20 protein-coding genes and 1 pseudogene are annotated in these 18,974 nt (G+C 65.2%); 7 read left to right on the top strand and 14 right to left on the bottom strand.

The window, feature by feature from the left end; all coding sequences use genetic code 11:
• Positions 1-139 precede the first annotated feature (139 nt).
• Together IEW98_RS02135 and IEW98_RS02130 are read left to right on the top strand one after the other, a co-directional pair.
• Positions 140-1,090, top strand: a complete 951-nt coding sequence (locus IEW98_RS02135) for an alpha/beta hydrolase (RefSeq protein WP_243450505.1) — start codon at positions 140-142, stop codon at positions 1,088-1,090.
• A 106-nt stretch (positions 1,091-1,196) separates the two neighbouring features.
• A complete protein-coding gene (locus tag IEW98_RS02130) occupies positions 1,197-1,691 on the top strand; it encodes an RNA pyrophosphohydrolase (protein ID WP_188761252.1) in 495 nt (164 codons plus the stop codon).
• Between the two features lie 109 nt (positions 1,692-1,800).
• On the opposite strand, the gene IEW98_RS02125 is transcribed toward IEW98_RS02130, so the two are convergent.
• The 3 genes from IEW98_RS02125 to thiS are packed head-to-tail and all read right to left on the bottom strand — an operon-like array spanning position 1,801 to position 4,306.
• The gene (locus IEW98_RS02125) at positions 1,801-2,136 is read right to left on the bottom strand and encodes a colicin immunity domain-containing protein (protein ID WP_188761251.1); all 336 of its coding nucleotides are present in this window, start codon (positions 2,134-2,136) and stop codon (positions 1,801-1,803) included.
• Between the two features lie 49 nt (positions 2,137-2,185).
• Complete coding sequence (locus IEW98_RS16095) at positions 2,186-3,304, bottom strand: colicin D domain-containing protein (RefSeq protein WP_207792479.1); 1,119 nt, start codon at positions 3,302-3,304, stop codon at positions 2,186-2,188.
• 27 nt (positions 3,305-3,331) lie between these two features.
• Positions 3,332-4,306 (bottom strand): sulfur carrier protein ThiS, encoded by a 975-nt coding sequence (thiS, locus tag IEW98_RS02110; protein WP_279380329.1) that lies wholly within the window; start codon positions 4,304-4,306, stop codon positions 3,332-3,334.
• Positions 4,307-4,508: 202 nt separating this feature from the next.
• Between thiS and aroQ the strand changes: the two genes are divergently transcribed.
• Genes aroQ through aat form a run of 4 tightly spaced genes read left to right on the top strand, consistent with a single transcriptional unit; the run spans position 4,509 to position 7,598 of the window.
• Positions 4,509-4,949 carry a type II 3-dehydroquinate dehydratase gene (aroQ, locus tag IEW98_RS02105; RefSeq protein ID WP_188761249.1) on the top strand — a complete coding sequence of 147 codons (441 nt, stop codon included), beginning with the start codon at positions 4,509-4,511 and terminating at the stop codon, positions 4,947-4,949.
• 35 nt (positions 4,950-4,984) lie between these two features.
• Positions 4,985-5,461, top strand: a complete 477-nt coding sequence (gene accB, locus IEW98_RS02100; RefSeq protein ID WP_188761248.1) for an acetyl-CoA carboxylase biotin carboxyl carrier protein — start codon at positions 4,985-4,987, stop codon at positions 5,459-5,461.
• Between the two features lie 6 nt (positions 5,462-5,467).
• Positions 5,468-6,814 (top strand): acetyl-CoA carboxylase biotin carboxylase subunit, encoded by a 1,347-nt coding sequence (gene accC, locus IEW98_RS02095; protein WP_371870726.1) that lies wholly within the window; start codon positions 5,468-5,470, stop codon positions 6,812-6,814.
• Between the two features lie 49 nt (positions 6,815-6,863).
• Complete coding sequence (gene aat, locus IEW98_RS02090; protein WP_188761247.1) at positions 6,864-7,598, top strand: leucyl/phenylalanyl-tRNA--protein transferase; 735 nt, start codon at positions 6,864-6,866, stop codon at positions 7,596-7,598.
• 35 nt (positions 7,599-7,633) lie between these two features.
• On the opposite strand, the pseudogene IEW98_RS16295 reads toward aat, so the two are convergent.
• From IEW98_RS16295 to IEW98_RS02045, 10 genes and pseudogenes are all read right to left on the bottom strand, one after another.
• Positions 7,634-7,783: pseudogene (locus IEW98_RS16295) on the bottom strand (DUF2155 domain-containing protein); the annotation flags it as partial.
• 262 nt (positions 7,784-8,045) lie between these two features.
• A complete protein-coding gene (gene mlaD / locus IEW98_RS02085) occupies positions 8,046-8,555 on the bottom strand; it encodes an outer membrane lipid asymmetry maintenance protein MlaD (protein ID WP_188761246.1) in 510 nt (169 codons plus the stop codon).
• Positions 8,555-8,950, bottom strand: a complete 396-nt coding sequence (locus IEW98_RS02080) for an NADH:ubiquinone oxidoreductase subunit NDUFA12 (RefSeq protein ID WP_188761245.1) — start codon at positions 8,948-8,950, stop codon at positions 8,555-8,557. The genes mlaD and IEW98_RS02080 overlap by 1 nt, the downstream gene beginning before the upstream one ends.
• 46 nt (positions 8,951-8,996) lie before the next feature.
• Positions 8,997-10,040, bottom strand: coding sequence for an aspartate-semialdehyde dehydrogenase (locus IEW98_RS02075; RefSeq protein ID WP_188761244.1), 1,044 nt, complete (start codon positions 10,038-10,040; stop codon positions 8,997-8,999).
• Positions 10,041-10,073: 33 nt separating this feature from the next.
• The gene (locus IEW98_RS02070) at positions 10,074-11,345 is read right to left on the bottom strand and encodes a dicarboxylate/amino acid:cation symporter (RefSeq protein WP_188761243.1); all 1,272 of its coding nucleotides are present in this window, start codon (positions 11,343-11,345) and stop codon (positions 10,074-10,076) included.
• Positions 11,342-11,974, bottom strand: a complete 633-nt coding sequence (locus tag IEW98_RS02065) for a DUF502 domain-containing protein (protein ID WP_188761242.1) — start codon at positions 11,972-11,974, stop codon at positions 11,342-11,344. The genes IEW98_RS02070 and IEW98_RS02065 overlap by 4 nt, the downstream gene beginning before the upstream one ends.
• 31 nt (positions 11,975-12,005) lie before the next feature.
• Complete coding sequence (gene leuB, locus IEW98_RS02060; RefSeq protein WP_188761241.1) at positions 12,006-13,073, bottom strand: 3-isopropylmalate dehydrogenase; 1,068 nt, start codon at positions 13,071-13,073, stop codon at positions 12,006-12,008.
• A 104-nt stretch (positions 13,074-13,177) separates the two neighbouring features.
• Positions 13,178-13,474, bottom strand: coding sequence for a UrcA family protein (locus IEW98_RS02055; protein WP_243450504.1), 297 nt, complete (start codon positions 13,472-13,474; stop codon positions 13,178-13,180).
• 140 nt (positions 13,475-13,614) lie between these two features.
• Positions 13,615-14,214 carry a 3-isopropylmalate dehydratase small subunit gene (leuD, locus tag IEW98_RS02050; RefSeq protein WP_188761239.1) on the bottom strand — a complete coding sequence of 200 codons (600 nt, stop codon included), beginning with the start codon at positions 14,212-14,214 and terminating at the stop codon, positions 13,615-13,617.
• A gap of 47 nt (positions 14,215-14,261) precedes the next feature.
• Positions 14,262-15,140, bottom strand: a complete 879-nt coding sequence (locus IEW98_RS02045) for an MBL fold metallo-hydrolase (RefSeq protein WP_188761238.1) — start codon at positions 15,138-15,140, stop codon at positions 14,262-14,264.
• 99 nt (positions 15,141-15,239) lie between these two features.
• Here IEW98_RS02045 and polA point away from each other — a divergent pair, with 99 nt between their 5' ends.
• Positions 15,240-17,996 carry a DNA polymerase I gene (polA, locus tag IEW98_RS02040; RefSeq protein ID WP_188761237.1) on the top strand — a complete coding sequence of 919 codons (2,757 nt, stop codon included), beginning with the start codon at positions 15,240-15,242 and terminating at the stop codon, positions 17,994-17,996.
• Between the two features lie 79 nt (positions 17,997-18,075).
• Here polA and IEW98_RS02035 read toward each other — a convergent pair whose 3' ends face one another.
• A complete protein-coding gene (locus IEW98_RS02035) occupies positions 18,076-18,927 on the bottom strand; it encodes an LOG family protein (protein WP_188761448.1) in 852 nt (283 codons plus the stop codon).
• Positions 18,928-18,974 lie beyond the last annotated feature (47 nt).

The following is an 18,974-nucleotide window of genomic DNA, read 5'->3' as shown; positions in this document are numbered from 1 at the left end:
TCCCTACTTCCAGGGAGGGGTCGGGGGCGGACTTCTTGTTTCCTGCTCCCCTCCCTTTCAAGGGAGGGCCCGGGGGTGGGTGACTCTCGGTCCTCACCCATTATACTCCCCGCAAAAGCAAACCTTGGGAGCCCAGAAATTGCCTTACATCCGTCCCGACGTCCAAAACCTCCTCGCCATGCTCGCCGCCCAGCCCGGCCCGCAGATGCAGGACATGCCCCCCACCGACGCCCGCGCCATGATGACCGGCATGGCACAGTTCGCCGAGCGCCCCCGCGGCGACCTCGCTGAAATCCGCAACCTGTCGATCCCCGGCCCCCACGGCCACACCATTCCGGCACGCCTCTACCGCAACAACCTCACAGACACTCCCGCCCCCGTCATCGTCTTCTATCACGGCGGCGGCTGGGTCATCGGCGACCTCGAAATCTACGAATCGCTCTGCGCCGAGATCAGCCGCACTCTCGATATCAGCGTCGTCTCGGTCGATTACCGCCTCGCGCCCGAGCACCGCTTCCCCGCAGCCACCGAGGATTGCATCGCCGCCGCCCGCTGGGTCGCTAGCTCGCCCGCCGAAATCGGCCACCCTGTCACCGGCGTCATCCCGGCCGGCGACAGCGCCGGCGGCAACCTCGCCGCTGCCATCAGCCTCGAAACGCACGGCACCCTCGCCGCGCCGATCCTCGCGCAATGGCTGATCTACCCCGCCACCGACATGAGCGCGACGACCGGCTCGATGGCCGAATTCGCCGACGGCTATCTGCTCACCGCCGCCGGCATGGAATATTTCAACGGCCACTATATGCCCGAAGGCGCCGACATCACCCATGTCTGGGCCTCGCCGATCAACGCCGCCAGCCTCGCCGGCCAGCCCGCCACTTTGGTCTTCACCTGCGGCCTCGATCCCTTGCGCGACCAGGGCCGTGCCTATGCGGCAAAGCTCATCGCCGCCGGGGTCCGCACCATCTTCCGCGAAGCCGACGGCCAGATCCACGGCTGCATCACGCTGCGCGCCGCCATCCCCTCGGCCCAGGACGACCTCCACGCCTGCCTCACCGACCTCCGCATCCTCATCAACGAAGCCGCCTAACTCTTGTCCTCCCCCTAGAGGGGGGAGGCGAGAGACGCGCCCTTGCGCGGCCCGGGTGGGGGTGTCTCGCTCCCAGAATAGTTCCAACCCCCACAAGCGAGCAAAAATGACCCACGACACCACCACCCCGCGCACCCACCCCTCCGGCCTGCCCTACCGCCCCGGCGTCGGCGTCCTGCTGTTCAACGAACACGGCAAGGTCTTCGTCGGCCAGCGCCTCGATTCGACCCTCGAAGCCTGGCAGATGCCCCAGGGCGGCATCGACAAGGGCGAGGAACCCCTCACCGCCGCGCTCCGCGAACTCGAGGAGGAAACCGGTATCCCCCCACATCTAGTCGAAGTCATCGCCGAAACCCCCGACTGGCATCACTACGACCTGCCGGCCGACATGGTCGGCGTGCTGTGGAAGGGCCGCTACGCCGGCCAGCGCCAGAAATGGTATTCGATGCGCTTCCTCGGCCAGGACAGCGACGTCGCCATCGCCACCGCCCACCCCGAGTTCAAGGCCTGGCGCTGGGCCAGCGTCGACGGCCTCGTCGACCTCGCCGTCCCTTTCAAGCGCGACCTCTACATCGACATAATCCGCATCCTCGCAGCGTAACTCTCTTTCTTTTCCTCCCTCCCTGCTTCCAGGAAGGGGTGGGGGGAGGGTATTTGCTTACTTACTTACTTGCTTACTTACTTGCTTACTTACTTACTTGCTTACTTACTTACTTGCTTCCGTGCCCACCCCCCAACAGCGGGATCGACCGCGAACGCCTTCCTTGTTTCGCTTGCGAAAAGTCGCGCAGCGCGTTGCCGGCACAAAGTCGCAATTCAACTTCATCGATATATTGTCCGGGCGACATCGAAAGCAGTTCGCCATCGTCGGTATAAGCATCGACATCCCCGAACAGCCGATCCAGCACCTCGAATATTCGATCCTCGAACCTTGTCGCTTCGTTCTTGAAACTTTCGAGGTAAGTTTTCTGGAACTTGGAAACCGGTATTTCCCTGCGCAAGAACTGTTCGACAAGCAGCCGATATTTTTCCACCGGGTCCATCATCCGCCTCCAAGCTTCCCTGTTTTCAACACGTGCTCCATCTGCTGCGGACTTAACTTCCAGCCCGATTCAAAATTTCCGTCCGCCGCCTGAATGATATTGAGGCCCGTTTCGCGATCAAATAATGGACAGCGGATTTACCGCGATAAATTCCGACTTTCCGCTCCGTCGACGGCGCCGCGATGTGCGCCTCGATCGCCGCCTGGAATTCAGCAAGCTTGCTTTTCGACTGATTGCCGAGAACTCCAAAATCCTTGGCGTGCTTGAAGGCGTGCTGGAGGTGCTTCGGCTCAAAAACCGGATAGCCAAGACCGTCTGCGACTGCAGCAGGTGCAGCAGCAGCCGCAGCGGGGGCGAGGGCCGGGGGCACAGGAACAGGTACCGGGGCAGGCGCGGGCGCGGGTAAGGGTGGAGGAACGGGCGCCGGCGCTGGCGCTGCGGCCGCTGGTCCAGCCGGCTTCGGCGGCGCCGTCTTCAACGCCGCTGCCGGGCCTGCCGGCATCCGGTTCACCCGCTTGCCCGCCGCCCGCGGCAACAGCGTCGCAAAGGTGGCAAATCCGATCTCGGCGATCAGCTTCGCGAGCAGCGCCGAGCAGTGCTGCGCATCTGCCGGTGTCTCCGCCGCGCCGATCTTGCCGATCAGGTCGGCCAGCCGCTCGAACCAGTCGAACGCCAGCATTCCCATCGAGTTCACCGCCATTCCGAACAACGCAGCATCGATCGCCAGCCCACCAACGACAGCGCCATGCGACTCCGCCCAGCCGGCAAACACTGTCACCATCATGATCCCGGTCGCCGGCGTTGCGATCAACTGCTGCCTGAGCTGAATGAATCCCGCCTGCCCGGCGTCGCCGATTTCGTCCGCCGGCACATCGGCCAGCCCGGAGATGACCAGCCGCACCTTCTCGTGCAGCGGCGTGCCGCCCGGCAACGCGCCGGCGTCGATGCCAGCCAGGCTCTGCACTAGCTTCACATCCGGCCCAAGGTCGAGCAGCATCATGCTTTTCTGCTTGATCAGATACCCGACCCGGTCGGCAAGAAACATGGTGGACACCGATGGCGCCCCGGCACGGCCCCCGTCGATCGACGGGAACGCCGCGCGAATCCGCCCCGCAAAAATCGGCAACGGCCCGCTGCCGCTGCGATCCCCCTGCCACCTGTCGTCGTTCATTCTAAGCCCGGAACGACTATAGCCAGTTCAGATCAATCCCGCCAACGGACTCGACGGATCGGCATAACGCCGCTTCGGCATCCGCCCCGCCAGATAAGCCAGCCGCCCGCTCTCGACCCCCAGCCGCATCGCCCGCGCCATCAGCACCGGGTTTTTCGCCTCGGCAATCGCGGTGTTCATCAACACCCCCGCACAGCCCAACTCCATCGCCGCCGCCGCATCCGACGCCGTGCCAACGCCGGCATCGACCAGCACCGGCACCCGGGCGCCCTCGACGATCATGCGGATCGTCACCGGGTTCTGCACCCCCAGCCCCGACCCGATCAGCGACCCCAGCGGCATGATCGCGCACGCCCCCAGGTCTTCCAATTTCTTCGCCGCGATCGGATCATCGGCGCAATAAACCATCACGTCGAAGCCCTCTTTCACCAGCACTTCGGTCGCCCGCAGCGTCTCCTGCATGTCGGGATACAGCGTGCGCGCCTCGCCCAGCACCTCGAGCTTGACGAGGTTCCACCCTCCCGCCTCGCGCGCCAGCCGCAGCGTCCGCACCGCCTCGTCGCCGGTAAAACACCCCGCCGTGTTGGGCAGATAGGTGAACTTCTTCGGGTCGATGAAGTCGGTCAGCATCGGCTGGCCGCGATCGGTCACATTGACCCGCCGCACCGCCACGGTGACGATCTCGGCACCCGAAGCCTCGAGCGCCGCCGCATTCTGCGCGAAATCCTTGTATTTACCGGTGCCGACGATCAGCCGCGACGAAAACCGCCGCCCCGCGACCTCCCAGGAATCGTCATCCTGCCCACCGCCGACGAAATGCACGATCTCGAGCCGGTCACCATCGGCCAGCTCGACCTTCCCGAACGTCGATCGCGGCACGATCTCGAGGTTCCGCTCGACGGCCACCTTTGAAACATCGATTGCCAGTTCAGCCAGCAATCCCGCCACGCTCAAGCCGGGCGCCACCCGGCGAAGCTCGCCATTCAAAGTCACATTGATCATCCGCCCCATATGGCGTGCCGACTCCATCAACCGCAACCCTTGTCCTCCCCCTCAGCCGTAGGCGACGCCTTCGCGTCAACGGGGGAGGCGAGAGACGCGCCGTTGACGCGAAGGCGTCGCCTACGGCTGCGCGGCCCGGGTGGGGTGTCCCCCGCCGACGAGGAAGGTGACACTCCCCACCACAACCCCCTATAGTCCGGCAATGAGCAATCTCGTCCTCGTCCTCAACGGCCCGAACCTCAATCTCCTCGGCACCCGCGAGCCCGAAATCTACGGCCACGACACCCTCGACACGATCGCCGAGGCCCTCGAGAACCAGGCCCATGCCCTCGGCCTCGAGATCGACCTGCGGCAATCCAACCACGAGGGCCATCTGGTCGACTGGCTCCACGAGGCCGGCAGCCGCGGCGTCGTCGCCGTCATCCTCAACGCCGGCGCCCTCACCCACACCTCGATCGCCCTCCACGACGCCATCAAGGCGATTCCCGTGCCGGTCATCGAAGTCCATTTGTCGAACCCCCACGCCCGCGAAGCCTTCCGCCACCACAGCTTCATCACCCCCGTCGCCCGCGGCAGCATTTGCGGCTTCGGCGCGCTTTCCTATACGCTGGCGCTGGACGCGGCGGCACGCTTACGGCAATGAGACTGCCCTACGGGGCAAAACGCAGGAAAAAAATCATGCCAGAAGGCAGTGGAATTCAGGTCGACACCGCGCTCGTCCGCGAGCTCGCCGAATTGCTCGAATCGAGCCACCTGACCGAAATCGAAGTCAAGGACGGCGAACGCACGATCCGCGTCGCGCGAACAGCTGCAGTCGTGTCCGCCGGCTATCCCGCCGCGCCCCAGTTCGCGGCGCAAATCGCCCCGCAACAGGCCGCCGCCGCCCCCGCCACGCCCGCGGCCGATGACTGGAAAGCCCATCCAGGCCTCGTAAAATCCCCGATCGTCGGCACCGCATACCTGACGCCCGAGCCCGGCTCCCCGCCCTATGTCAGCGAAGGCGAAACCGTCGCCGCCGGCGCGATCCTGCTGATCATCGAGGCGATGAAGGTCATGAACCCGATCACCGCGCCCAAGGCCGGCAAAGTCATCAAGGTCCTGATCCGCAGCGAACAGCCTGTCGAATACGACGAACCTCTTGTAGTCATTGAATAAAGCCTGATGTTCGGTAAAGTTCTCATCGCCAATCGCGGCGAAATCGCCCTGCGTATCCACCGCGCCTGCCGCGAGATGGGCATCCGCACGGTCGCCGTCCACTCGACCGCCGACGCCGACGCCATGCACGTCCGCCTCGCCGACGAAGCCATCTGCATCGGACCGCCAAGCGCCACCGATTCCTACCTCAATATCCCGGCGATCATTTCCGCCGCAGAAATTTCCCAGTCCGACGCAATCCACCCAGGCTACGGATTTCTTTCGGAAAATGCGCGCTTCGCCGAGATCGTCGAAGAGCACAAGATCGTCTGGATCGGCCCCGATCCCGAGCATATCCGCAAGATGGGCGACAAGGTCGAAGCCAAACGCACCGCCGCGGCACTCGGCCTGCCGCTGGTTCCCGGCAGCGACGGCCCGGTCAACTCGCCCGAGGAAGCCATCGCCGTCGCCGACGAGATCGGCTATCCCGTTCTGATCAAAGCCGCATCCGGCGGCGGTGGCCGCGGCATGAAGGTCATTCCCGACGCCGCCAGCCTGCCCGGCCTGATGCAGCAGGCCAAGGCCGAATCAAAGGCCGCGTTCGGCGACGACACCGTCTATATCGAGAAATACCTCAACGAACCCAGGCACATCGAGTTCCAGGTCTTCGGCGATGGCAAGGGCGGCGCCATCCATCTCGGCGAACGCGACTGCTCGCTGCAACGCCGCCACCAGAAAGTCCTTGAGGAAGCCCCCTCCCCGGCACTCAACGCCGAGCAACGCGCCGAAATGGGCGAAGTCGTCCGCCAAGCCGTCGCCAAGCTCAAGTACCGCGGCGCCGGCACCATGGAATTCCTCTACGAAGACGGCAAATTCTACTTCATCGAGATGAACACCCGCCTCCAGGTCGAACATCCCGTCACCGAGGCCATAACCGGCATCGACCTCGTCCGCGAACAGATCCGCATCGCCGCCGGCCTGCCGCTCAGCGTCACCCAAGAACAAATTCGCTTCGAAGGCCATGCCATCGAATGCCGCATAAACGCCGAGGATCCGGTCACTTTCGCCCCCTCCCCCGGCCGCGTCACCGATTTCCACGCCCCCGGCGGGCTTCATGTCCGCGTCGACAGCGCGCTGTACGATGGATACCGCATCCCGCCATATTACGACTCGCTGATCGCCAAGCTCATCGTCTACGGCGCCAACCGCAACGACGCTCTCATGCGCCTGCGCCGCGCCCTCGAGGAATTCGTCATCCACGGCCCCAAGACGACAATTCCGCTCCAGCAGGCAATTATCGAGGATCCCGACTTCATCGACGGGAATTATACGATCAAATGGCTCGAACGCTGGCTAGCCTCACGCGCGGCATGACCTTTCCCCCTTCGGCGCTGCGGAGGGGGCCGGGGCGGGCGCATCCGCAATGAGCCACCCCCTGAAACCGCGCCTCGACCCCGACGTCCTGCTCCGCGCCTATGCCAGCGGCATCTTCCCGATGGCCGACCGCGCCGACAGCCCCGACGTCTTTTGGGTCGAACCCAAGCGCCGCGGCGTCCTCCCCCTCGATCGCTTCCATCTCTCCAAAAGCCTCGCCAAGACACTCAAGTCCGAGCGCTTCACGCTGACCGCCGACCGCGCCTTCAACGCCGTCCTCGACGCCTGCGCCGAGCCCACCCCCGGCCGTCTCGAAACATGGATCAATCCCATGATTTCAGAAGCCTATCGCGATCTCCACGCGATGGGCCACGCGCATTCCATCGAAGCCTGGACCGAAGCCGGAACGCTCGCCGGGGGGCTTTATGGCGTCCGCCTGGCGGGCGCCTTCTTCGGCGAATCGATGTTCACCCGCGAACGCGACGCGTCCAAATGCGCCCTCGCCGCTCTCGTCGCGCGCCTGCATTTCGGTGGCTTCACCCTGCTCGACACCCAGTTCCTGACCGCCCACCTGGCCAGCTTCGGCGCCGCCGAAATCACCGCGCGCTTCTACCAGTCTCAATTGACCGCAGCGCTCGGCACGGCCGCGGACTTCTTCGCATTTGACGCTTTTGGCGACGCCTTTGCCGAAGCCTTGTCCCTTGAATCGCCGCGCCCGGCCACCACCGTATCGGGCCCAGTCTCGGGAAAACGCATCGTGCAACTCTTGACCCAGATATCGTAGCGCGGATGCTCGAGCGGGTGCAGCGACGGACTCTCGGCAAACATCCAGCCCGAATAAACCCGCCGAGAACCGCCTCTCAGCAGCCGTTCGTCGATCAACAGGAACGCGCCCGTCAGCTTCTGCTCCCACGGCGGCGTCTGCTCGCAGGCGCGAACCGTCACCCGCAGCCCGCCGAAATCGAACATCTCGCCTGGCTTGCCGTTAAAAGTCCGCGTCACCCCGGTGCGCTTGTTGATCGCGCCGATCGACACCTCGCGCTCGGCATTCGGCGTCAGGCCCTTGCTCGCCGGCTCTGTCTTCCCAGCCGCCTTGGGTACGACCGGCGCTTTCGGTACAACCGGTGCAACAGCCACCTTGGGAGCAACCGGCGCCAAGACAGCCTCCTGCGCCACCACCGGCACGGCCAGCATCAGCAGCGCCGCAAGTCCCGCACCCGCCGTCCGCACCCTATTTCGCCGCCGGGGCCGCCGGTGTAGCCGCGTGCGCCGCAGCCGGCGCCGTGTCACCCGACCGGTTCACAAAGCCTCCGATCAACGCCATCAGGTCGGTCGCGCCCGACGTATCGGTAATCTCCTCGCCGGCCTTCAGCATCACCGGATCGCCGCCCGGCGTCAGTGAAACATATGTCCCTCCCAATATGCCCTCGGTAGTGATCGCCGCACTTGAATCGATCGGCAATTGCAACGCCTTGTCGATGCCGATCTGGACCACTGCCTGGAAACTCGACGGATCGAGGCTCTGCGACACGACCCGCCCAACCTTGATGCCCGACATCCGCACATCGGTGCCCGGCGACACGCCCGCGACGTTGGGAAACCGCGCCGTCAGCACATAGCCATCGGCGCTCGCCCCCGCCTGCGTCCGCCCATAGGCGAACACCACGAAACCGGTCGCTACCAGCACCACGAGCAAGCCGACCAGCGCCTCGACGATGTTTTCCTTGAACAAAGCGCGCATCAGTCCCCCGCCTCCGGCGTCCAGGCGCGGTAGTCGCCCGTCGCCTTCGCCCGCTTGCCGCCGGCATCAAGGCTGCCCGACGGCATATGCGCCGCAACCGTACCCGTCGCGTTCGGCGTCCACGGCCGTTCCCACACCCGCGGGCGGGTCGGCGCCTCGGTCGGCGGCAGTGCCACCGTCTTGTGCATCCACGAATGCCATTCCGGCGGAATCCGCGTCGCTTCGGGAATGCCGTTATAGATCACCCAGCGCCGCTCGGTCTTCCCCGCGCCACGGCGGTAATAGATGTTGCCCTCGCCATCACGGCCGACTTCGGCGCCATGGCGCCGCGTCATGATCCGCGTGCCGAGACCCGGACCGTTCCACCAGGTAAAGATTCTGACCAGCATACCCATGGCTCTCTACAGCCCCAATCCGGTGCGAAGCGCAACCCCCACCGGGTTATGCCGCCTTCTTCAAATGCCGCCGCCCAAGCAATTCAGCGATCTGCACGGCGTTCAATGCCGCCCCTTTGCGCAGATTGTCCGACACGCACCACAGCGCCAGGCCATTGTCGACTGTCGGGTCCTTGCGCACCCGGCTGATATACGTCGCATATTCGCCAACACACTCGATCGGCGTGATATATCCGCCATCCTCGCGCTTGTCGTACAGCATGACGCCGGGGGATTCGCGCAGGATCGCCTGGGCTTCCTTGACCGAAATCGGCCGCTCGAATTCGATGTTGATCGCTTCGGAATGGCCAACGAACACCGGCACTCGCACGCACGTCGCCGTCACCAGGATATCGGGCGACAGGATCTTGTTGGTCTCCTGCGCCATCTTCAACTCTTCCTTGGTGTATCCGTCATAATCGGTTTCCGGCCCGACAAAGCTGTCGATATGCGGGATGACGTTGAAGGCAATCTGCTTGGTGAACTTGCGCGGCGACAAGGCATCACCGACGAAAATCGCCCGCGACTCCTCGAACAGCTCGTCCATGCCCTCCTTGCCGGCGCCCGAAACCGATTGGTACGTCGAAACCACAACGCGCCTGATCCCCGCCGCATCGTGGAGCGGCTTCAATGCCACCACCATCTGCGCCGTCGAACAATTCGGATTGGCGATGATATTGCGCTTGCGATAGCCGTCGATCGCTTCCGGATTCACCTCGGGCACGATCAGCGGCACATCAGGGTCCATGCGGAACAGCGACGAATTGTCGATCACCGTGCACCCTGCCGCCGCCGCCTTGGGTGCGTAGATCTTCGACACGTCCGAGCCGGCCGCGAACAACGCCATGTCCCAGCCCGCGAAATCGAAATGCTCGATATTCTGCACCTTGAGCTCACGCCCGGAGTCGCCGAAATCGATCATGTCTCCGGTCGACCGCGAGCTCGCGACCGCCGCGATCTCGGCAATCGGAAACTGCCGCTCGGCGAGGATATTGAGCATTTCACGCCCGACACTGCCGGTGGCACCGACGACGACGATCTTGTAGGCCATTTGGTAAACTCCTGATGCGGCGCAACTAGCCGATCAGGCCCCAGAGTCCAAGGGGACATCCTCCAAGGGGGCATCCTCGGCAACAGCATCGCGCGCCAGGATCACCGTCACCCCCATGTCCCCCGTCACATTGCCCAAAGTCCGGAAAATATCGGGCAGCATCTCGACCGCGATCAGCAACGGCAAGGTCGTGATTGGCACCCCCATCGCCAGCGCGATCGGCGCCACCGAGGTGATGAATGATACCTGCCCCGGCAACCCCACCGCCGCGATGCTCGCCGCAAACGCCACCGCCACGCCAACTGCCAGCTCGGCCGGCCCCAACACGATGCCGTGCAAATTGGCGACATACAGCACCACTGCCAAATTCGCCGGCGCGCTCGTCATCCGGAAGATCGACACCGCCATCGGCAGCACCAGCCGCGCCACATTGTCGGGCACGCCCAAGCCCCGCGTCGTCGCCTCGAGCATCGCCGGCAGCGTCGCGATCGAGCTTTGCGTGCTCACCGCCACCACTTGCGCCGGCACCGCCGCCCGCGCAAACGCCAGCACCCCCTGCCGCGCCATCAACGCCACCAAAACATAAATCAGCACGATCACAACGATCTGCACCGCAATCACGATCGCCACATAATGCGTCAGAATCCCGATCGCGCCGATGCCGACCTTGATCCCGACCTGCGAAGCCAGCGCGAACACCCCGATCGGTGCCAGCATCAGCACCCAGTGCACCAGCACCAGCATCGCCTGCGTCACCGCCTCGAAAAACCCGATCAACCGCTGCCGGGCGTCGACCGGCAACCGTGTCGCCGCCATGGCAAACGCGCCGGTAAAGATCACAAGCTGCAACATCGACCCGCCCGCCAACGCGGCAAACACATTGGTCGGCACGAAACTGCGCAGCCAAGCCCCGGCGCTCAACGTCGCCGCCGCGGGGATCACCGCATCGTCGCGAATCAACGCCCGCGCCGCGTCCGCTGCGATCGGCCAGACCCCGAGCAGCGCCGGCACGAAGGTCACCGCGATCACCCCGCCGGTGACGATCAGCACCCCGAACAGCAACAGCGCTCGCCCCGCCAGCCGGCTCGCCCGCGCCGAGCCAGCCGCATCGGCGATGCCGGTGAACAACAGCCCGATGACCAGCGGGATCACCGTCGCCTGCAACGCATCGAGCCAGACGCCGCCGATCGGATCGGCAACCGCTGCGAAGACTTCGGCGGCTTCGGGACTGCCATACGCCGCCAGCAAACTGCCCACCGCCAGCCCGGCCACCAGGCTCAGGAATATCCGCAGCGTCAGGCTCATCGGCGTATCAATCCCTCTGGAGCTATCGTGCCCATCGACACATAGAATTTCGCCAGATCGTCAACGCCCAGCCCCGGCACCCGACGCACGCGCGCCACGTCGACGAACAGCAACGCCCCGCCGATCGGCACCGGCGCCGTCGGCAGCAGTACCAGATGCCGCGGCCCGTCGCCCATGTCGAAAATCTGGGGCGTCGCCAGCAGCGACAGCACCTCGGTATCGTCTCCGAGCTGCACCGAAACCACCGCCATGCCCTGTAGCTCGCCGCCCGGCGTACCGCCCATCATCCGCACCATCTGCGCCAGCGGCCGGTAGAACGCCCCGAGCAACGGCATCCGCCCCATCAACCCGTCGAGCCCACCCTCGAGCCGCGCCCGCGCCTGCGTCTGCACCAGCAACCCGAGCGCCCAGACGATCAGCACGACGAGCCCGATCCCCGACCAGAACGCCATCAACCGGCTTTCGGTCACGAGCATCCCAGCATTGGCCAGCGCCTCGCCGATCATCGTCCCCGGCCCGAACGCCGCGGTCACATACCCCGACAGCCATTGCAGGATCAGGATCGTCAGGATCACCGGCGCGAGGAATACCAGCCCGGTCACGAACGGCCCGACCAGCCGGCGCATCATAGCGCGGCGCCTGCGCTCGCGGCCTCAAAAATCACGCCAGGTGAGCCAGCACCGCGTCACCCATCGCCGCCGTCGTCATCGTCCCACCCAGATCCGCCGTCCGCGCGCCGCCATCGAGCGCCGCCTCGACCGCCGCCTCGACCTTCGCCGCCAACTCCGGCGCTCCCAAGCTGTACCGCAGTGCCATCGCCAGGCTCAAAATGCTCGCACTCGGGTTGGCCACCCCGCGCCCGGCAATATCCGGCGCCGAGCCATGGATCGGCTCATACAGCCCCGGCATCCCCGCATCGCCGATCGCCGCCGACGGCAGCATGCCCAATGACCCGGTCAGCATCCCCGCCTCGTCCGACAACATGTCGCCGAACAGGTTATCGGTCAGGATAACATCGAACTGCTTGGGATTCTTGACCAACTGCATCGCCATGTTGTCGGCGAGCATGTGCGTCAGCCTGATATCGGGATATTCGGCATCGCGCAGCGCCTGCACCTCCTCGCGCCACAACAGCCCGGCCTCCATGACGTTGGACTTCTCGGCCGACACGACTTCGCCCTTGCGCCCGCGCGCCAGCGCAAACGCCGTCCGCGCCACACGCTGGATCTCGCTGGTCGTATAGACGTGCGTATTGACCCCGCGCCGCTGGCCATCGGGCAGCGTCTCGATCCCGCGCGGCTCGCCGAAATAGACTCCACCGGTCAGCTCGCGCACGAACAGGATATCGAGCCCCTCGACGAGCGCGCGCTTTAGCGACGACGCATCCGCCAACGCGGCAAAGCACAGCGCCGGCCGCAGATTGGCATAGACGTTCATGCCCGATCGCAGCGCCAGCAGCCCCGCTTCGGGGCGGTTGCCATAAGGCTGATCGGCCCATTGCGGACCCCCGACTGCACCCATCAGCACGGCATCCGACGCCTTGGCCAGCGTCAGCGTGTCGGCCGTCAATGGCATGCCATCGGCATCGATCGCCACGCCGCCGAAGCGCGCCTCGCCGATGTCGAGCGCCAGCCCTTGCTCGATCAAGCGCTCGGCGACGCGGCGCGCCTGCGCCGTCACTTCGGGGCCGATACCGTCGCCGGGGAGCATGAGAAGCGTCTTGGTCATGCCCCCGACTTAGAGGGAAATGGCAGCATTGCCAACGCTTCCGGGCCAACGCTTCTGGCCAACGTTCCCCGGACCAGCAGGTGCCGGCCCGGGAGAAACGCAGCTCAGCGCGCCGCGAGCCGTGTCGTCTGCGCAGCGGCAAGTACGGCCTCGCGTTCGCCCATGGCGCCGGCGACGGCACCGGTGCGGCAAGTCTCGGCGATCCGGTGTTCCCAGATCGGCTTGACGCCGCCCGTTTCACAGACCTGGCGCGCCGCGCGGTCGATGCGGCGATCGAGTTCGGCAAGGCCGGCGGGGCTACGCAGGTCGAGGTCGGCGACCCGCACGTTGCGGGTGACGATTTCGGCCTGCGCCATCACCGGGGCAGCAGCGAGCAGGGCAACAACGAGGAACTTGAACATCGTGCATCTCCATGACGGGGCCATCCCCGCGCCGGCGCCGGAATACGAGCCAGGGATGAACGCCCAAGGCCGATGCGATGACGTTTAAGTGAAGATCGTCGCGTCCGGCGCATGGCAGGCCTGCAACTGGTGCATGGCCTTCAACCGCGCAGCGCTGCGCCTTCGATCCACGGGCGCTCGCGGTGCAGCCGCGTCTCGTGCGCGGCGATATCGGCATCCATCGCCGTCGTCAGACCGATTTCGTCGAGGCCATTGACGAGGCAATGCTTGCGAAACGGATCGATCGGAAAGGCAAAGCGATCCTGGAAATCGGTCGTCACCACCTGGTTCTCGAGGTCGACAGTGATTGGGTCCGTCGCCGCCACCGCCATCAACCGGTCGATCTGTTCCTGCGGCAACACCACCAGCAACATGCCGTTCTTGAACGCATTGCCCGAGAAGATATCGGCGAACGACGGCGCAATGACGACCCGAAAGCCCATGTCGGCCAATGCCCAGGGCGCATGCTCGCGGCTCGACCCGCAACCGAAATTGTCGCCGGCAATCAGAATCGGCGCGCCGCGATAGCGCTCGCTGTCGAAGATATTGCCCGGATCCTGCCGGATTACCGTAAAGGCCGACTTGCCAAGGCCCGTCCGCGTGATCGTCTTCAGGAACCGTGCCGGGATGATGACATCGGTATCGACATTTTCGGCGCCGAACGGGACCGCCGTGCCGCTGAGTGTGGTGAATGCCTGCATCCGCGCCTGATGCCAGAGAGAGCGGCGCGGCGCCAGAGCAGGCAATGCTAGCGCGGCAGGCCGGGCACCCAGGCATAGCCGCCACCGGCCTTCGTCACGCGCCCGACCCCCGGATAGGGGAAATGCGGCGAAAACACCGTTTCACCGCTCGTCGCCAATCCCGCCAGCAGCGCCTCGCGCCGCGCGATCGTCTTGGCCGCGTCCTTGTCGTACTGGATGATCCAGCCGGGCCGCGCCAGCGAGACGATATAGCTGTGCGCCGAATCGCCGATCGCCAGCATCGTCTTGCTACCCGAAGCCACTCTATAGCCACTATGCCCCGGCGTATGTCCGCTCAGGTCGACGGCCGTGATGCCCGGCAACACCGCGCCGCCCGCTGCAAAGGTTTTCACCTTCTTGCCGATCGCCGCGACCAGCTTCGCGTTCGCCGGCGCCGCCTTCACCGCTGCCCATTCCGCCGCTGACATTCGCACCGCCGCATTGACGAACACCGGCTTTCCGTCTGCCGTCAACAGCCCGCCAATGTGATCGCCGTGGCCATGCGTGATCAGCACGTCGGTCACCGCCGCGGGCGCCACGCCGGCCTTTTCGAGACTGGCCAGCGTGAGCCCGCGCGCCGCGCCATAACCCGTATCGATCAACACCACATGCCCCGGCAGCCGCACCAGCAGCGTATTCACCGAAAGGTCGATCTGGCCCTGCGTCGCGCCGGCGGCAACCAGCACCTTGTCGACCGCCTCGACCCCCGCATCGACACCGAACACCTTGCCGTCGTTAGGCAGGATATTGGCGCCATCGCGAAGCGACACCATCTGGATCGCGCCGACGGTGAACGGCACCGCCTCGGGCTCGGTCGTCACCGGCCCAACCTGCGCGCTGGCCGCCGCCGACATGAACAATGCAGCGACAAGGATATTCGGGCGCATAATCTCTCCACCATGGACAACACCGTTGTCCTGCGCCCGCCCCGCGAACGCAAGCCCGCCCTCGCAGGACAAGAAAACGCCTGCTAAGACACGCCCGACATGTCCAAGCAGCACCTCTATCTCGTCGATGGCTCCGGCTATATCTTCCGCGCCTATCATCGGCTGCCACCGCTCACCGATCCAACCGGCACCCCCGTCGGCGCCGTCTATGGCTTCACCGCGATGCTGTGGAAACTCATCACCGAGCTGGCAAATGCGGAGGCACCTACCCATCTCGCGGTCATCCTCGATGCCGGCAGCATCACCTTTCGCAACGACATGTACGACCAGTACAAGGCCAACCGCCCGCCGCCGCCCGACGACCTCATTCCGCAATTCCCGCTGATCCGCGACGCCGTCCGCGCCTTTTCGGTCCCGTGTATCGAGCAGGAAGGCGTCGAGGCCGACGACATCATCGCCTCCTACGCCCTCGCCGCGCTCGCCGCCGATTTCAACGTCACCATCGTCTCGTCCGACAAGGATCTGATGCAGCTCATCCAGCCGGGCATCGACTGCCTTGACACGATGAAGAACGCCCGCATCGACCGCGCCGAAGTCGTCGCCAAGTTCGGTGTGCCCCCCGAACAGGTCGGCGACGTGCTGGCCCTCATGGGCGACAGCGTCGACAACGTCCCAGGCGTCCGCGGCGTCGGCCCCAAGACCGCCGCCGAGCTCATCCAGGCCTATGGCAGCGTCGAAGGCGTCATCGCCAACATCGACGCGATCAAGAAGCCCAAGCTGCGCGAGACCCTCGCCGCCTCGATCGCCGACGCCCGTCTCAGCCGCGAACTCGTCCGCCTCAAGGACGATATCCCCCTCGCCGTGCCGCTCGCCGACCTGACCCTGCGCCACCCGCCGCACGAGCCCCTCGCCAAGTTTCTCGCGAAGCACGGCTTTCGCGCCCTGCTGTCGAAACTCGGCCGCGAAGCCGAAGCCGCCAACGCCATCCCGGTCGCCGCCGACGCCCCCGATCGCGTGCCCTTCGTCCACGCCGACTACGAGACTATCCTTGATCTTGCCCAGCTCGACGCCTGGATCGCCGACGCCACCAGCTGCGGCATCGTCGCCGTCGACACCGAGACCACCAGCATCGACCAATGCCGCGCCAGCCTGCTCGGCATCAGTCTCGCCACCTGCGCCGGCCGCGCCTGCTACATCCCGCTCAACCACGTTCAGGGCGAGGGGCTGCTCGCCGAAAAACTCCCGCAACTCGCCGAAACCGATGTCATCGCCCGGCTTAACCCGCTGTTCGCCGATCCGTCGGTCCTCAAAATCGGCCAGAACCTCAAATATGACCTCATCGTCCTCAAGCGCCACGGCGTCCCCGTCCTCGCCCCCTTCGACGACACCATGCTGCTCAGCTACGCGCTCGACGCCGGCCGCTGGAACCACGGCATGGACGACCTCAGCACCCGCCACCTCGGCCATACCCCGATCGCCTTCAAGGACGTCACCGGCGGCGCGCGCGGCAAATGGGATTTCTCGCAAGTCGGTCTTCGCGAAGCCACCGACTATGCCGCCGAGGACGCCGACGTCACCTTCCGCCTCCACGCCGGCTTCAAGGCCCGGCTCTGGCGCGAACAGGTCACCCAGATCTACGAACTCGTCGACCGCCCGCTGGTCCCCGTCATCGCCCAGATGGAAATGCACGGCATCCGCGTCGATCGCAGCGCGCTGGCCGGGCTGTCCGCGGCCTATGAAATCGAAATCGCGCGCCTCGAAGGTGAAATCCACGAAATTGCCGGCGGCCCCTTCACCATCGGCAGCCCCAAGCAATTGGGCGAAGTCCTGTTCGAGCGCATGGGCCTCAAATCCGGCAAGAAAAGCAGCAAGACCGGCGCCTGGACCACCGACGTCAGCGAACTCGAGCGCTTGGCGGGCGAAGGCCATGCCATTGCCACGAAAGTCCTCGACTGGCGCCAGCATTCCAAGCTGAAATCGACCTACACCGACGCCCTCCAGGCCCAGATCAACCCCGACACCGACCGCGTCCACACCAATTACGCACTCGCCGCGACCTCGACCGGCCGCCTGTCGTCGAACGATCCCAACCTCCAGAACATCCCGATCCGAACCGAACTCGGCCGCCGCATCCGCCACGCCTTCGTCGCCGCCCCCGGCCACGTCCTCATGGCCGCCGACTACAACCAAATCGAGCTCCGCCTCGTCGCCCACATCGCCGACGTTCCCGAACTCAAGACCGTCTATGCCGAAGGCGGCGACGTCCACGCCCTGACCGCCCAGGAAGTCTTCGGCGAACTCACCCGCGACACCCGCGCCCGCGCCAAAACGATCAACTTCTCGATCATCTACGGCATCTCGGCCTTCGGCCTAGCCCAGCGCCTCGGCATCGATCGCGGCGAGGCAGCCCGCTACATCGACCTGTATTTCAGCCGTTTTCCCGGCATCCGCAACTACATGGCCGAAACCATCGCGGCGGCAAAGGAACACGGCTTCGTCACCACGCTCTTCGGCCGCAAGGCGCACGTCCCGCTGATCTTTTCCAAAAACATGGGCGAGCGCCAGTTCGCCGAGCGCGCCGCCGTAAACGCCCGCGTCCAGGGCACCGCCGCCGACATCATCAAGCGAGCCATGGTCCAGATGCCCGGCGCCCTGACCGCCGCCGGCCTCACCGGCACGAAAATGCTGCTCCAGGTCCACGATGAACTCGTCTTCGAAGTCCCCGATTCCGAAGTCTCCGCAGCCACCCCCGTCATCCGCGAAACCATGGCCAACGCCCACCGCCCGCTCGTCGATCTCTCGATCCCGCTAGGCGTGGAAATCGGCACCGGCCCCAGCTGGGGCGACGCCCACTAAAATACTCTTGTCCTCCCCCTGGAGGGGGGAGGCGAGAGACGCGCCTTCGCGGCCCGGGTGGGGGTGTCCCCCGCCGACGTTAAAGCCCGAACTGCTCCGCCACAATATCCCACCCCTCCTGCGCCGTCTCCACAATATGAAACAGCTTCAGATCACTCCGCGCAATAACCCCCTCGTCCGCCAGCGCCTCGAAGTTCACCACTTTCGTCCAGAATTCCCGCCCATAAAGCAGGATCGGCAGCGCCGCGACCTTCCCCGTCTGCACCAGCGTCAACAACTCGAACATCTCGTCGAACGTCCCGAACCCGCCCGGAAACACCGCCACCGCCTTGGCACGCATCAAGAAATGCATCTTCCGAAGCGCAAAATAGTGAAACTGAAACGACAGCCCCGGCGTCACATACGGGTTCGGCACCTGCTCGAACGGGAGCACGATATTCAGCCCCACCGAAGGCGCCCCCACATCCGCAGCGCCGCGATTGGCCGCCTCCATGATCGACGGCCCACCCCCCGAACACACCGTAAAGCACCGCTCGCCGCCGGCATCGTTGCACGACGCCAGCGCCGCCAGTTCGCGCGCAACATTGTAATAATGCGATTTCGCCACCAGCCGCTCGGCAATCGCCTTTTCCTCGGGTGTCGTCGCCGCATCGAGCACGCCCTGCGCCTCCTCGGGCGACGGAATTCGCGCCGACCCATAGAACACGAACATCGAATCGATGCCCGCCTCCCCCAGCGCCAACTCGGCCTTCAGCAATTCCAATTGAAACCGCACCGGCCGCAATTCCGGCCGCAACAGGAAATCATTGTCCTGGAACGCCAGCGCATACGCCGGATGCTCGGTCTGCGGCACGCTGGTCGGCGCGTTGGCAGCCACAGCCTCCTCGCGAGCGGTGGGAAATATACGGGGGGGAACGTGCGGGGGGTTCATCATGGGGGGCGTGAAGTAGGGTGCCCGGCCCCCAATGTCACCCCCTC

Origin of the sequence: Sandarakinorhabdus glacialis (genome assembly GCF_014643455.1) — a bacterium.
GTDB classification, from domain to species: domain Bacteria; phylum Pseudomonadota; class Alphaproteobacteria; order Sphingomonadales; family Sphingomonadaceae; genus Sandarakinorhabdus; species Sandarakinorhabdus glacialis.
The sequence above is the reverse complement of the archived record's forward strand: the minus strand, read 5'-3'. Positions and strand labels throughout refer to the sequence as shown.

Bases quoted from the DNA above. Each gene is read 5' to 3' on its own strand.
- IEW98_RS02080 (WP_188761245.1), bottom strand. From the start codon at position 8,950: ATGGGTATGCTGGTCAGAATCTTTACCTGGTGGAACGGTCCGGGTCTC.
- IEW98_RS02065 (WP_188761242.1), bottom strand. From the start codon at position 11,974: ATGATGCGCCGGCTGGTCGGGCCGTTCGTGACCGGGCTGGTATTCCTC.
- thiS (WP_279380329.1), bottom strand. From the start codon at position 4,306: ATGATCAATGTGACTTTGAATGGCGAGCTTCGCCGGGTGGCGCCCGGC.
- IEW98_RS02045 (WP_188761238.1), bottom strand. From the start codon at position 15,140: ATGCGCCCGAATATCCTTGTCGCTGCATTGTTCATGTCGGCGGCGGCC.
- aroQ (WP_188761249.1), top strand. From the start codon at position 4,509: ATGAGCAATCTCGTCCTCGTCCTCAACGGCCCGAACCTCAATCTCCTC.
- accB (WP_188761248.1), top strand. From the start codon at position 4,985: ATGCCAGAAGGCAGTGGAATTCAGGTCGACACCGCGCTCGTCCGCGAG.
- IEW98_RS02125 (WP_188761251.1), bottom strand. From the start codon at position 2,136: ATGATGGACCCGGTGGAAAAATATCGGCTGCTTGTCGAACAGTTCTTG.
- IEW98_RS02035 (WP_188761448.1), bottom strand. From the start codon at position 18,927: ATGAACCCCCCGCACGTTCCCCCCCGTATATTTCCCACCGCTCGCGAG.
- IEW98_RS16095 (WP_207792479.1), bottom strand. From the start codon at position 3,304: ATGAACGACGACAGGTGGCAGGGGGATCGCAGCGGCAGCGGGCCGTTG.
- accC (WP_371870726.1), top strand. From the start codon at position 5,468: ATGTTCGGTAAAGTTCTCATCGCCAATCGCGGCGAAATCGCCCTGCGT.
- IEW98_RS02055 (WP_243450504.1), bottom strand. From the start codon at position 13,474: ATGTTCAAGTTCCTCGTTGTTGCCCTGCTCGCTGCTGCCCCGGTGATG.
- aat (WP_188761247.1), top strand. From the start codon at position 6,864: ATGAGCCACCCCCTGAAACCGCGCCTCGACCCCGACGTCCTGCTCCGC.
- IEW98_RS02070 (WP_188761243.1), bottom strand. From the start codon at position 11,345: ATGAGCCTGACGCTGCGGATATTCCTGAGCCTGGTGGCCGGGCTGGCG.
- leuD (WP_188761239.1), bottom strand. From the start codon at position 14,214: ATGCAGGCATTCACCACACTCAGCGGCACGGCGGTCCCGTTCGGCGCC.
- IEW98_RS02075 (WP_188761244.1), bottom strand. From the start codon at position 10,040: ATGGCCTACAAGATCGTCGTCGTCGGTGCCACCGGCAGTGTCGGGCGT.
- leuB (WP_188761241.1), bottom strand. From the start codon at position 13,073: ATGACCAAGACGCTTCTCATGCTCCCCGGCGACGGTATCGGCCCCGAA.
- mlaD (WP_188761246.1), bottom strand. From the start codon at position 8,555: ATGCGCGCTTTGTTCAAGGAAAACATCGTCGAGGCGCTGGTCGGCTTG.
- polA (WP_188761237.1), top strand. From the start codon at position 15,240: ATGTCCAAGCAGCACCTCTATCTCGTCGATGGCTCCGGCTATATCTTC.
- IEW98_RS02130 (WP_188761252.1), top strand. From the start codon at position 1,197: ATGACCCACGACACCACCACCCCGCGCACCCACCCCTCCGGCCTGCCC.